The organism is Paenibacillus sp. F411 (assembly GCF_017582705.1).
GTDB classification, from domain to species: domain Bacteria; phylum Bacillota; class Bacilli; order Paenibacillales; family Paenibacillaceae; genus Paenibacillus_AQ; species Paenibacillus_AQ algicola.
Window position 1 is genome coordinate 56,503 of sequence record NZ_JAGFIP010000003.1, and the last position, 12,680, is coordinate 69,182.

A 12,680-nucleotide genomic window follows, 5' to 3' on the forward strand; every position below is an offset into this window, starting at 1 on the left:
CTACTTTTTCAGCTTCGGATCCAGCGCATCCCGCAGCCCGTCCCCGAAAATATTGAAGGCGAGCATCGTCAAGCTGATGAACAGCGCCGGAAACAGCATCCGCCAGGGATAATACATCCAGCCCGATAACGCATCATTGATCATCGAGCCCCAGGACGCAACGGGTGCCTGCACACCCAATCCAAGGAAGCTTAAAAACGATTCCGCAAAAATCGCATTCGGCACCGATAGGGTCAGCGTCACGATAATGGGACCCATGGCGTTCGGAATGAGATGGCGAAACAGCAGCCGTGACGTGCCGGCGCCCATGGACCGGGAGGCAAGGACATATTCGCGGCTCTTTAGCTGCATAATTTCCCCGCGCACGATCCAGGACATATTAATCCAGCCTGTAATGGTCAGTGCCAGAATGATCGTGCCCAAGCTCGGCTCGAAGACGACGAGCAGCAGAATCGTAACCAGCAAGTAAGGGATGGAGTATAAAATCTCGGCGAATTTGTTCATGATTTCATCTACACGGCCTCCGAAATACCCCATCAACCCGCCGTAGATCACGCCGATTACAAGATCGATCGCCGCCGCTGCCAGCCCTACTGTCAAGGAGATTCGCGCGCCCATCCAGGTGCGAACGAAGACGTCTCGTCCGAGATCATCCGTCCCGAACCAGTGCTCTGCGGAAGGGGGCAGATTCGTGCTCATCAGATCATTCGTTTCGTAATCATAGACCGAGATCATCGGTCCAATGACCGCCATGATCAGGATCAGCAGCATGATGAGCATACCTGCCATGGCGAGCCGGTTTTTTTTCAAGCGTTCCCAGGAATCCCGCCAGGCGGAAAGGCTCTCGCGCTGAATGACCTCCGATTGCTTCTCATCCGGACCGATCTTCTGAAAGTCCTCCGCCTTCAGGGCTTCGTCAAAGCTGTGTGTCGCATTACTATTGACTGCCATCAGGAGCCCCCTTTCCCGCTGCTCAGCTTAATCCGGGGATCAATCAGGCCATACGCGATATCCGTCATAAACCGGGCCAGCATAAGCAGAATGCCATAGAAAATGGTAATGCCCATAATGACCGTATAATCCCGGTTGGTAATGCTGTCGACGAATTGTTTGCCAATGCCGCCGATCCCGAAAATCTGCTCGATGACCACCGAGCCTGTAATCACGTTGGCCGTCATCGGTCCCACATACGTCACCACCGGCAGAATACCGTTCCGGATCACGTGACGAAGCATGATAGCCAGCCCGTTCAGCCCCTTGGCCCTGGCCGTCTTGATGTAATCCGAGTGCAGCACCTCCAGCATGCTGGAGCGCGTCAGGCGGGCGATAAAGGCCACGGGCTGGGCGGAAAGTGCAATGACCGGCAGCACGTAATCGAGAGGGCCGTCAAAGCCCATAACGTTAAACAGTCCTGCTTTTTCCGCGAGAACATATTGCAGCAGTGATGCCAGCACGAAGCTGGGAACGGCAATGCCCAGCACCGAGAGAATCATCGCTGTGTTATCAATAAGCCTCCGGTGATAGAGGGCAGCCAGCATGCCCAGCAGTACGCCGACGAGGACAGAGAGGACAATCGCAGCCAGCCCCAGCCGCAGGGATGGACCGAACGTATCGACAATGATCTCTGTCACACTTTGGTTCTGCTGCTTCATGGACAAGCCGAAATCTCCGGCGGCGATATTGCTTAAGTATTTTGTATATTGCTGAAAGACCGGCTTGTCCAGATCATACTGCTCCATCAGCCTTGCCAGGATTTCAGGGGAAGGCTTCTTCTCCCCCATAAACGGGTCTCCCGGTATAGCCTTCATCAGAAAAAAAGTGGCGGAGATCAGAATGAACAACGAAACCAGCATATACAAAAACTTGCTCCCTACGTATTTCAATTCTGTACCCTCCTTGACATCAGCATCACTCTACATAGGCGCGTGTAAAATCAATATCACCCTTGAAGTCAATGCCGATGCCCTTCATCCAAGGCTTGATCAAGGAGACGCTGGAGTAATAGTAGATTGGCATCACGATCTGCTGCTCCTGGACCAATATTTTTTCAGCCTGAGCCATCAAGTCCATACGCTGGGTATGATCATCCGTGGCATAAGCATCCTCTACCAGCTGATCATAGACTGCGTTCGAGAAGCCGGTATCATTGTTGCCGCTGCCTGTTTTCCAGATATCAATATAGGTCATGGGGTCATTGTAATCTGCGCCCCACCCTGCCCGGGCGATCTGGTAGTTGAGATCGGTCCGGTTCTTGAGAAACACACCCCACTCCTGATTCTGAACCGAGACGTTGACGCCGAGATTTTTCTTCCACATATCGACGATCGCAAGGGCGATTTTCTTGTGATTATCATCGGAGTTATAGATCAGGGTGACCGCGGGCAGCTCCGTATAGCCCTTCTCCTTCATGCCCTGCTCTAACAGCTGTTTGGCCTCTTCTATATTTTCTTCGAAATAGTTCTCCGAGACCTCTGTGCGGAACTCCTCCTCCTTCCCCTTGATCCCCGGCGGAACGAAGCCATAGGCCGGAAGCTGTCCGCCCTGCGTGATCTTGTCCACAATGGCCTGCCGGTCAATGGCCATGGAGAACGCTTTTCGGATATTCACATTATCAAAAGGCTCCTGAGTCGTATTGAACACATAAAAATAGGTGGACGAAATCCCCTTGATGTTCAGCTCGTCCGGCATCTGCTCCTTGACCGCCGCCAGCTGGTCTGTCGGGATATTTCCTACGGGATGACCGGCATAATCCAGCTCATTGTTGCGGTAGCTGGACAGCTCGGTGGCCGAGCTGTTGACGATGCTCATCTGCACTTTTTCAAGCTTGATGTTATCCTGATCCCAATACTGGTCATTCTTTACCATCTCAATCTTCTGTCCCTTGGTCATGGAAGCCAGCTTGAACGGTCCGTTGCCAATCAGCGTCTCGGGCTGGGTAGCCCATTTCTCATTGTCCTTGACAGAGGCGTGAAGCGGGAAGTAGGTCTGAAACGACATCAGGCTTAGAAAATACGGCGTCGGGTTCTCCAGTGTAACCTCCAGCGTATAATCATCGGTCGCCTTGACGCCGACGTCTTCGGCTTGATCAAGCTCTCCCAGATTGTAGGCTTCGGCATTTTTGATATAGTACAGCTGGTAAGCATACGGAGGAGCAGGCGCAAAGGAAGGATCCAGCACCCGTTTCCAGGCATATTCGAAATCCTTCGCCGTGACAGGATCACCGTTGCTCCATTTGGCATCCTGTCGCAGGGAAAATACATACGTCAAGCCGTCCTCTGAGATCGTCCAAGACTCCGCAGTACCGGGAACTTCTTCACCGTCCGGCCCTTTGCGTGTCAGTCCCTCAAAAATGGCATTAATGATCGTATTAGAGTTATTGTCCTGCGCTTGTCCGGGGTCCAGCGTTGGCGGCTCGGATGCAATATTCATCCGGAATACCTGCTCCAGGGGCTTGTCGCCTGCAGCCTCCTCCTGATTGCCTGCTCCGCAGGCGCCAAGCAGGGATCCACAAGCAAGCAGGGCTGTCATGAGCAGCAGGTGATACGTACGCTTTTTCATCTTATACGCTCCTTTTTCTAATTCCTGATCGTTCAAGCTGAAGCTGAAGTTCATCAAAAAAAGCCCTGCAGGATGCTCCCTGCAGGACTTGCTTGAGATGATGCCGGGGTGACATAAGCCTATCTTCCCCTCACATCACCTGGAATATGTATTGAACCACGCCAATAAATGTAAACAATATGTAGCTGATGCTCATCGTTACAAACGCCAGTCTCCAGACGACACGGAACAGGCGCCGGCCATCCACCCTGCCCTTCCAGCGGTTCTGCGCTCCGCCAATAATCCCGGCTGTAATAAGCAGCAGCAGCAGCGTCAGGTAGAATCCCCATCTGGATTCAAACAAAATGTTAAACAGCGCAGACACAGATATTAATAGGAATAGGGTCGTAACGTCCATAGAGACTCGAATCGCCTGCTTCTTATCCCGGGTTCGGTAGTAGGCGATTCCATAAGCAAGTCCGCCGGGTATAAACGGCACCGCACTCATTGCGATGAGAATGTTCATGACGCATACCTCCTTTAATGGTGTAAGCCTTCGATCAGCCGCCAAATGAGACGATGGGCCGCAGCCTGTACCCCGCATCCCTCAGCCAGATGCACAATGCTTCCGTTAATAGCAGCAATTTCCGTTTCCTTCCCCTCCTCCACATCCCTCAGCATGGAGGAGGTGTTGCCCGAGGTGGCGCGGCAGACACCGAGAATGCGCTCCCATAAATCCTCGTCATAGGAGATTCCACAGGCGCGGTACACCGCCGTCCCCTCCTCATACAGCAATCTCATGAAGGCAATCCGTTCGTCTGAGGCCAGCAGCTCTCCATTTGTGACACGCCAAAGTGCAGTTAACGGATTAATGACGGCATTGATCAGCAGCTTCCGGTACATGAATTTATCCAATGAATTCGACAGAAAGGTCTTAAATCCTGCTTGATGCATCAGATTCTTCAGCTCCAGCTCCCCGTTACCGCTATGATTCCCAGGTGCCCCTTGTAATGCAGGCTCCTGTGGATGCAAAGCCTTCATCAGGCCCAGATGCGTTTCCCCAGAGCCCGCATGCACGACCTCTGCGAGCCCCGCTCTGCTAGCCCCTTCTGTCGTCACTGCCGTGTACACCTGCCAGGCAGGGAGAAGCTTGTTCAGTCGTTGAACATGTCCCGTACCATTCTGCAGACAGACCAGGCGGTGTCCTTGATAGGGCACAAAGAGCTGTTCCGCAGTCTCCTTAACAGCTCCCTGCTTCACAGTCAGCAGGGTAAAGTCTGCATCTTGCGGCCCTCCCCGCCCATGATACTCATCAATAGAGCTTACTGTAAGCCGCTCCTGATCTGCGGCCTGGATGGCTACCTGTCCCTCCAGATTCCGGATTACGATTCCGCTGTGCTGAATGACTTCCTTCTGCTCCCGAGTCCGGCACCACAGCGTCACCCGCGCTCCCGCATATGCCAGCCGGCCTGCGAACAGCAGGCCTAGCGAGCCTGCTCCGACAATATGTATACTCAGCATTACTGCACTCCGCCTATCTTTAGGTTTTTGCTGTATAGTATATATGAAATGCCACACCCCTGCCCATGCAGGCACGAAATTTCTGTACAATAAAACAAGGAAACAACGGCTCAGGCTCAACTCCTGTACCGCTATTTCCTTGCTGGCTGGATCTGCATTATCACTGCGGGGCGCTATTCGATCCGCTCCAGATTGCCGTTGGCATCCATCTTGAATCGAGTCTTCAGCTCTTCCTCTTCCTCGCTCAAAAAAGCGAGTCTTCTGGCCCGGTCCATAATCTGAATTAATGCCTTGTAATCATCATTCACGACATGATAATCCGTCTTGACCAGGCTAACCTCCTGGGACAGACGCGCATTTTCACTCCGCAAGCGGGCAAGCTCCTCGTCCTTCTCCCGAAGTGTACGCTCCAGCGCGCGATGCTGCTTTCCGCTTTCCTGCAGCCCGCCCTTCCATTGCCGCAGAAAACGGATGACCGCATCAATGGACAGCGATTCCTCGCTGGCCGTTTCTCCTTTGTAGCCCTCTGGCGCAAAATCTGCCTCAGTCAGGCCTGCCACCTGAGCTCCGCCTGCCGCCGGCTGCTTCTTGTAATAGCTTCGCTTTTGCCGCTGGGATTTCGCGATGGCGATGGCTTCCTCATACTTTTTACGGACACAGCTATTCCACCGGAACCCGCAGGCTGCCGATGTCCGGCCAATCCGTTCGCCAACCTCCTCAAACGCTGCCAGCTGTGTGCTTCCTTCCCGAATATGCCGTAAAGTCACCTCGGCCAATATTAAATCGTCTTCCTCGCTCCATGCATCCTGTCTCACTGCCGACATATTATAAACCCTCCTAACAACATCCTAAAGTAACCGTCTTCACGTCCGCTTCCTGCGGCTGATGAATAGGGTATAAAAGCTGGTTTATTCATTCCTATGCTTCTCATAGAGTTCATAGAATCTATTTGATACTAAATTGTATTTCCACTTTGGGGACAGAACATACGCCAGCAGGCTTTTTTAAAAAAATGAACAAGCCGCTGCACTTAGGCGTTTACACGTTTTTGCCATGGCGGTATAATGTACATAGCAATAAGGGTCCTTACATATGAGAGGAGGATATGAATCGTGGCACGCATGTTCCGAGTGCTCGGCTTTTTTACGTTAACAATCGGTTTAATGGCATTTGCCGGCGAATTGGTTGAAATGGCTCTGCTCTTCTTCCTGCAGACGGCCTTCTTTGTAATTCTGGGATATCTTAAATTCACGGAGAGAACGTATATTACGCTCTTCTGGGCTTATATGCTCGTAACCTTCACGGGTTTCAGCTATTGGACGATCTTCCATATGGATATGCCGCTTTAATATCCCGGCGTAAACAAAGTAAGAAAGCGATCAGGCATTGCCGGTCGCTTTTTTTACTTTGTCATCGACTTAGGCTAATCGTGGATGAAGAAGCCGCTGTACAAGCATTTCTATTTGCGTCGAGATCATCATATGCTGGTTAAATAGTGGAGAACTTCCGAAATGGCGTTTATTCTCTCAAGGGGGTAATTGAGGTGTACATACGTTTCTTGAAGCCTTGCTTCCTAATATGCTGCTGCCTGGCCTTGATATTCTCCCCGGCTGGCTCTTCTCCCATCGCAGCATCCCCCCTTCCGATGACCGTGGACTCTGAAGAAGCGCGACAGCTGCTGCAGGACAGCCTGTCCATCGTTGAGATCGATAAAGAAATCCAGCGTATCGAGCTCCGGCAGCAGGAGCTGCGGCAGGATCAGACATCACTGGAGAAGCAGATCCGTCAGCTGGAGCAGGATATCGACGTCAGGCGCGAGCAGGCCGGGCAAATCCTGAGAGAGTATTATATGGGTGAGCGCAGCAAGCTGTACACGCTGCTTCTGTCGGCCAGCAGCATTTCGGGATTTTTTAGAATTATGGAATTTTATGAGCTGGTGATCCAGAATGATCGTCAGGTGCTGGGGGATTATGAAAGGCAGTACAAGGCGCTGAGTCAGGCCCAGAGAGAGTCCAGTCTTAACGCCATACAGCTGGAAGAGGTGAAGGACAGCCTGATCCGACAGCGCTCGCGCATTGTTTTGCTGGAGGAGCAGGTGAACAGCACCCTTGAAGGAAGCAGCAATCCGGAGGCCATGACCCGGCTTATGGAGGAGTTTACGATGTATTGGGAGAATGTCGGCTTGTACGAGGTCAAGCGGCATTTCCGGGCCCTTGCGGATGCCATGCAGCAGCTGCCGGATTTCATCCAGAGCGGGGAGAGCATTCTAAAGACCAATGGCCGTACTTATACCATCGATTTGCACGAGGAGCAGCTGAACCGCTTCCTGCGCGCTCAGAACGAGGTGTTTGAGGCGTTTGCGTTTCAGTTTGATGGCGGAAAGGTCATCGCGGCAGGAGAAAGCGGCAGTCTGTCACTGCGGATTGAAGGGCAATATTCCATCGTCAACGAACCGGAGAATGCAATTATGTTCGAGGTGGAGAAGCTTGTATTTAATGAGCTGGAGCTGCCGGATACGACCCGTCAAGAGCTTCAGAAGGAATTTGATATGAACTTCTATCCCAAGATGCTGGTCTCGTTCCTGAAGGCGACAGAGGTGACCAGCGATGACCAGCGGCTGCTGGTCAAGCTGCAGCTGGATCTCTAATTCAAAAAGAGGATGCCTCACCGGTTAAAGCCCCGGGGGTGCATCCTCTTGCTCTATCTGCTGTCTTTACCGAAAAAGCGCCGGGCACTCCTTCTTGCTAAGCTCATTCGGAAAGCAGCTGCTGGATACTGGATTCATAGACCGGGAAGCCTTCCGGCTCACCAAAGGTTAGCTGTGCGGACGCCCCCTGCTGCAAATAAGTGTCCAGGGACTCAAACGCGAGTGGCGCAGGCAGCGGAGTAATCGCGCTGTCATCCATCACAGTTCCGGAGGATAATAAGGAATAACGCCCGGTCACGCTCAGCCATTCATCACTTCGGGCAGCGGCTTGGGTCATTGCCCCAACCCACGTAAGAGCGGTGCTGGAGGTCTCCCGTCCTCCTGTTAATGCAAAGCTTCGCGACTGGATAACTGGTGCGAAGCCGGAGTTGTCCGGAGCAAGCAGCATAACCTCGTAGCCTTCTGGCCAATCCTGGTTCACGTCAGAGGCGGCGGCGATGCGCAAAGGGGCCAGCTCCGCTGAACCCTCAGCTATCCGCTTCTGATACTCTTCCGTGCTTTCCTGGAGCAGCAGCTTACTAAAGGACGGTATATCCAGCTTCGCTGTCTCCTCTTCTCCTGGCTGCTCGGGATTGCCTCCGGCCGCAAATACGGCGGCAGCAAAGGCGTAGGGATCCGCTGGGTCGATGGAGAACAGCGGGCTGCGCTGCTCCCGATACGCTGCAGGCTCCGGCGGCTCCTTCCCTGCTTCATATACCATAACGTAAGGATCAGCATCCAGTGGAATGCCCCACTGATAGCCGTTCCACTGTAGCAAGGGCAGCAGCCCGGCAGGAAGAGCCGATTCCGGGATTCCGGATGGCACCGCCTCCAGAGGAAACAGCAGGCCTTTGATGGCCAGCGGCTTAATATAATGACTGTCCAGCAGCAGTATATCCGGTCCTTCACCCAGCCGGAGACGCTCTGTCATGCTGCCTTCATCCCAGTCTTCCATATTCTCAATGTTGACCTCAATGGAATTCAGCTCCATAAACTGCTCATTCCACTGGTTCAGCTGGGCCAGCTCCTTCTCCCCCATGCTGACACCGACCGTAATGGGCCCGGGATCGGGCTTCTCGAGCCCCGGCGACGGATCCGCCGGGAGTAGAGCTTCACCGGGAAGCTCCCGCACACCACTAGGAGTGATATCGAAGCTTGGTGATAAGCTGGTTAATGACAACAGCAGCACTGCGAACAAGAAACCGTATTTTCGGCGCCTCACGGCTTGAATCACTCCCTTTTTCAGATTTCTGCCCTTATATTACCAGACTTGCATCATGCTTGTCCTACCTTTTTTTGTTAATTGTCACTTCATCACGCCACCTTATCCAGAAAATAAAGAGGCTGTCCCACAAGATCTAGGGCCTCCCTGACCAGCGAAAAGCTTGAGAGTGCTGTGTGCAGAGAACAACCGAGGGTTTAGACGTTTTCTGCTTCGAGGCCTGTCCAAAGTGAGCCTTGAGGTCGGATGGCTTTCGCTTCCCCATAACCTGTTGAAGAAGGCGGCAATAGACCACAATAAAGACATGGCGGTGCTGGGATCACCTCCCTGACTCCACCATGTCTTTATGTTTTGCTCCAAATCTCACTCAAGTGAGCTGCCTCGTTAAACAAGAATCTACTTGGGGGACAGCTTCTTTAATCATTTCCCGGAAAATATAGTTAGAGCAAATCCGCAGCAAGCTGAGCCAGCTTGGACCGTTCCCCTTTTGTCAGGGTAATATGGCCGCTAAGCCCTTCTTTCTTGAAGGTATCGACGACGTAGCTCAGGCCGTTGCTCACGGCATCCAGATACGGATGGTCAATCTGCTCCGGATCACCCATCAGAATGACCTTGCTGCCTTCACCCGCCCGTGAAATAATCGTCTTCACCTCATGACGGGTCAAATTCTGGGCTTCGTCGATAATAATGAACTGGGACGGGATCGAACGTCCCCGGATATAGGTCAGGGCCTCTACCTGGATACTGCCCAGCCCCATTAAGATCTTATCGATGTCCCCAGACTTTTTGGTATCGAACAGAAACTCCAGGTTATCATAGATTGGCTGCATCCAGGGCCGAAGCTTCTCATCCTTCTCCCCGGGTAAATAGCCAATGTCCTTTCCCATCGGAACGACGGGACGGGCGATAAGCAGCTTCTTATACTTATGGTCATCCTCCACCTTGCACAGCCCAGCAGCCAGCGCGAGCAGCGTCTTGCCGGTGCCGGCTTTGCCGGTAATGGTCACGAGCGGGATGTCATCATGAAGCAGGAGCTCCAGCGCCATCCGCTGCTGAACATTTCGTGCAGATATGCCCCATACTGGGTCATTGCTCAAGTAGAGCGGCTCCAGGCGGGCTGCTTCCGCATCTACCTTCAGCAGGGCTGACTTGCCGCTTCCCATCTCATCCTTTAGAATGACAAATTCATGCGGATTTAAGCTGTAGCTCAGTCCCAGCTGGGAAATCGGCAGGTAACGGTAGCTGTAGAACTCATCAATCACAGATGGATGCACCTTTAATGTGCAATGCCCACCGTACAGCTCGCTGGGATCTGCGGTCCGGTCAGATAAATAATCCTCAGCGGTCAGGCCCAGGACATCGGCTTTGATGCGGACCAGCACATCTTTACTAACCAGCACCACCGAGCGTGGCGCGGCCTTCTCATCCTCTTCCAATTTATAATTCAAGGCAACGGCCAGAATGCGGTTATCATTTGTAGCCTCGCTGAACATCTCCTGAACCTTAACAAAGCTGCGATGATTCAGCTCTACCTTCAAACTTCCTCCATGTTGAAGCGGTACGCCGTCGTGAAGCTGTCCCTGCTGCCTAAGACTATCGAGAAGGCGGGATACAGAGCGTGCGTTACGGCCGAGCTCATCCGCATTTCGCTTTTTGGAATCGATCTCCTCCAGAACCACGGCCGGGATAATGACCTCATGCTCTTCAAAAGCGAAGATCGCTTTGGGATCGTGCAGTAGAACATTAGTATCCAGTACAAATATTTTCTTCATCGATATCCCCTCCACAGCTTCTTCATAACAAGATAGGAACCCTTTTGAATGCGGCTGAATTAAGCTGAATTAAAGCTGCTGAATCTAAAAAGCAATCACCTCCTCTCCATGACTATGAATCTCCCAATCCAACAAAAAAAGCCTGATGATCATAGATCATCAGACTTCAAGCTCATAGCAAAACAACATAGCGCACGGCTTCAGCAGAGCCTGCTGAAGTACACAGCCGCACACCGGTGAAAAGACAGGCTCTTCACAGGCCGACTGCCGGACCATCTCAATAACTGCTTTAGACATCACAGTGTGGGACATCCGCGTACGCCTCCTGTAGTTTGGATGTGGATATGCTTTATTGTATTATACAACCTCTGAAAACTTGACTGCAAATCTTAAGATCCGGAAGCGGAATTCTCTGCAGCTTCCTCCGATGCCTTGCTGTGCTTGCCGGCCAGCTCGTCCTGCAGAGCCTGCTTGGCAGCCTGCAGCTCATCCCCGTTAATGTACACGAACGGACTGCGCCACTGTCCCGTAATCGGCACAAACCGGACATCCTTCTTATTGATATCATAGTAGGTCTTCATGATGTTTTTCATCTGGTCGTTCTCCAGATCCGTCGTCATATTACCACCTACAGCATCCAGCACCTTATACGCCTTGACCGCACCCCCGAACGATTTCATCTGGTCAATCAGGGAATGCAGCACCTCGCTCTGACGGGCATTCCGGTCAAAGTCATTGGATTCCTTAGTCTTGACCTCACAGTTCATCGACTTGCGGTAGCGGACATAATCCAGCGCTTCCTTGCCATCCAGGCTTTGCGGGCCGGCTTTCAGATTGATATGGGTGCCATCCTGGGAGTCTTTGTGACACATATTGTACTGCACGTTAACATCCACGCCTCCAAGAGCGTCCACAACATCCCGGAAGCCCTGGAAATCCAGCACGGTTACATAGTCAATCGGAATATCAAAATATTGACCCAGCATGTCCTTCATTCTTTCTTCCGCCGGAGCCTCTCCCTGCTTCTCCAAATTTCTAAAGGTTGTATAAAATGAGTTCAGCTTCCGGTCCGAGCGGTAGCCTTTCAGCTGGAGTGAAGTGTCCCGCGGCAGTGATACAAGGGTGGCCGTGTTCGTCTCAGGATTCATCGCAGCGACCATGACAACGTCGGTCAAGTAGGTTTGATGCTCCGGCCTGTAATCTGTTCCCAGAATGAGCATCGTCAGCGGCTTGACACTCGCCGACTTCTCCGGTGGGACCGGATTATTATTGCCTGTACTCAGGATCGTGTCCTCTGCCTTCAGGTACAGCGACCCTACATAGGCTGCTCCGCCGAGAATGACCAGAATGCATACGATCAAGAACCATCTGGCCAACGTCGCAATGGGACTGCGCTTTTTCCTGGACGATGCTTTCTTCTTCTGCCCCGCTGCATTGGAACGGGCTCTTGGTGGAAGATTGGGTTGACCTGTACTCATAACTAAACACCTTTTCTTTCCATTAAGATCATTGAGGCGTATAACCATTCACCTTCTTAGTTATAAACGCCTCACAGGTAAAAAAGTTGCCGGCATATGCCGGCAAACGGTCGTGGAACTATGGAGTTTTGGGCTGACCTTCGTTCTTCTTTCTCTGACGATCCTCTACGAAATAACGGATGCGTACCATGAGCATCAAGCCGACGGCAACGAGCAGGCACTGAATAATCGGCAGCTTGTCAATTTGAAAAATCAACAGCATGCCGCAGCCTAATGCCATCAGCAGATACAGCAGCACCTCTTTCAGAAGAGGCATCTTCTGCTTGACGCGAAACACTTTATTATACACATAAGCGACAAGCGCAAAAATAATGATATAGGAAATCAGCGGATGCTCTGCAAACCAGACCTGCACGGTGATCATTCACTCCTTTATCCAGAGACCTGAAGCGGCCAAGCCGCAG

13 protein-coding genes are annotated in these 12,680 nt (G+C 52.2%); 2 read left to right on the forward strand and 11 right to left on the reverse strand.

Features of this window, described 5'->3' with window-relative positions; translation table 11 throughout:
• From JJQ72_RS04400 to JJQ72_RS04425, 6 genes are all read right to left on the reverse strand, one after another.
• Window positions 1-951 carry an ABC transporter permease gene (locus JJQ72_RS04400; protein ID WP_138225279.1) on the reverse strand — a complete coding sequence of 317 codons (951 nt, stop codon included), beginning with the start codon at window positions 949-951 and terminating at the stop codon, window positions 1-3.
• Window positions 951-1,883: an ABC transporter permease gene (locus JJQ72_RS04405; RefSeq protein WP_279591685.1), complete on the reverse strand. Its 933-nt coding sequence runs from the start codon at window positions 1,881-1,883 to the stop codon at window positions 951-953. The genes JJQ72_RS04400 and JJQ72_RS04405 overlap by 1 nt, the downstream gene beginning before the upstream one ends.
• Before the next feature lie 25 nt (window positions 1,884-1,908).
• Window positions 1,909-3,558: a peptide ABC transporter substrate-binding protein gene (locus tag JJQ72_RS04410; protein WP_208202907.1), complete on the reverse strand. Its 1,650-nt coding sequence runs from the start codon at window positions 3,556-3,558 to the stop codon at window positions 1,909-1,911.
• 130 nt (window positions 3,559-3,688) lie between these two features.
• Complete coding sequence (locus tag JJQ72_RS04415) at window positions 3,689-4,063, reverse strand: DUF3397 domain-containing protein (RefSeq protein ID WP_208202908.1); 375 nt, start codon at window positions 4,061-4,063, stop codon at window positions 3,689-3,691.
• Between the two features lie 14 nt (window positions 4,064-4,077).
• On the reverse strand, window positions 4,078-5,058 hold the full coding sequence (locus JJQ72_RS04420) for a ketopantoate reductase family protein (protein WP_138225276.1): 981 nt from the start codon (window positions 5,056-5,058) through the stop codon (window positions 4,078-4,080).
• A gap of 173 nt (window positions 5,059-5,231) precedes the next feature.
• Window positions 5,232-5,882: an RsfA family transcriptional regulator gene (locus tag JJQ72_RS04425; RefSeq protein WP_208202909.1), complete on the reverse strand. Its 651-nt coding sequence runs from the start codon at window positions 5,880-5,882 to the stop codon at window positions 5,232-5,234.
• Window positions 5,883-6,170: 288 nt separating this feature from the next.
• Here JJQ72_RS04425 and JJQ72_RS04430 point away from each other — a divergent pair, with 288 nt between their 5' ends.
• Entirely contained in the window at window positions 6,171-6,407 is a 237-nt protein-coding gene (locus tag JJQ72_RS04430; RefSeq protein WP_208202910.1) for a DUF2626 family protein, read from the forward strand.
• Window positions 6,408-6,601: 194 nt separating this feature from the next.
• Entirely contained in the window at window positions 6,602-7,705 is a 1,104-nt protein-coding gene (locus tag JJQ72_RS04435; protein WP_208202911.1) for a hypothetical protein, read from the forward strand.
• Between the two features lie 103 nt (window positions 7,706-7,808).
• Here the strand turns inward: JJQ72_RS04435 and JJQ72_RS04440 are convergent, their stop codons facing one another.
• The 5 genes from JJQ72_RS04440 to JJQ72_RS04460 form a co-directional block, all read right to left on the reverse strand.
• Window positions 7,809-8,966, reverse strand: coding sequence for a type 2 periplasmic-binding domain-containing protein (locus tag JJQ72_RS04440; protein ID WP_208202912.1), 1,158 nt, complete (start codon window positions 8,964-8,966; stop codon window positions 7,809-7,811).
• Between the two features lie 440 nt (window positions 8,967-9,406).
• Entirely contained in the window at window positions 9,407-10,738 is a 1,332-nt protein-coding gene (locus JJQ72_RS04445; RefSeq protein ID WP_138225271.1) for a PhoH family protein, read from the reverse strand.
• 159 nt (window positions 10,739-10,897) lie between these two features.
• Window positions 10,898-11,050, reverse strand: a complete 153-nt coding sequence (locus JJQ72_RS04450) for a hypothetical protein (RefSeq protein WP_175415240.1) — start codon at window positions 11,048-11,050, stop codon at window positions 10,898-10,900.
• Between the two features lie 77 nt (window positions 11,051-11,127).
• Window positions 11,128-12,216: an LCP family protein gene (locus tag JJQ72_RS04455; RefSeq protein ID WP_138225270.1), complete on the reverse strand. Its 1,089-nt coding sequence runs from the start codon at window positions 12,214-12,216 to the stop codon at window positions 11,128-11,130.
• A gap of 118 nt (window positions 12,217-12,334) precedes the next feature.
• Window positions 12,335-12,631: a YlaH-like family protein gene (locus JJQ72_RS04460; RefSeq protein ID WP_138227681.1), complete on the reverse strand. Its 297-nt coding sequence runs from the start codon at window positions 12,629-12,631 to the stop codon at window positions 12,335-12,337.
• Window positions 12,632-12,680: the final 49 nt, after the last annotated feature.

What these genes read in the sequence shown, in the direction of transcription:
- JJQ72_RS04400 (WP_138225279.1), bottom strand. Translation starts at nt 951, where the DNA reads ATGGCAGTCAATAGTAATGCGACACACAGCTTTGACGAAGCCCTGAAG.
- JJQ72_RS04410 (WP_208202907.1), bottom strand. Translation starts at nt 3,558, where the DNA reads ATGAAAAAGCGTACGTATCACCTGCTGCTCATGACAGCCCTGCTTGCT.
- JJQ72_RS04415 (WP_208202908.1), bottom strand. Translation starts at nt 4,063, where the DNA reads ATGAACATTCTCATCGCAATGAGTGCGGTGCCGTTTATACCCGGCGGA.
- JJQ72_RS04420 (WP_138225276.1), bottom strand. Translation starts at nt 5,058, where the DNA reads ATGCTGAGTATACATATTGTCGGAGCAGGCTCGCTAGGCCTGCTGTTC.
- JJQ72_RS04425 (WP_208202909.1), bottom strand. Translation starts at nt 5,882, where the DNA reads ATGTCGGCAGTGAGACAGGATGCATGGAGCGAGGAAGACGATTTAATA.
- JJQ72_RS04445 (WP_138225271.1), bottom strand. Translation starts at nt 10,738, where the DNA reads ATGAAGAAAATATTTGTACTGGATACTAATGTTCTACTGCACGATCCC.
- JJQ72_RS04450 (WP_175415240.1), bottom strand. Translation starts at nt 11,050, where the DNA reads ATGTCCCACACTGTGATGTCTAAAGCAGTTATTGAGATGGTCCGGCAG.
- JJQ72_RS04455 (WP_138225270.1), bottom strand. Translation starts at nt 12,216, where the DNA reads ATGAGTACAGGTCAACCCAATCTTCCACCAAGAGCCCGTTCCAATGCA.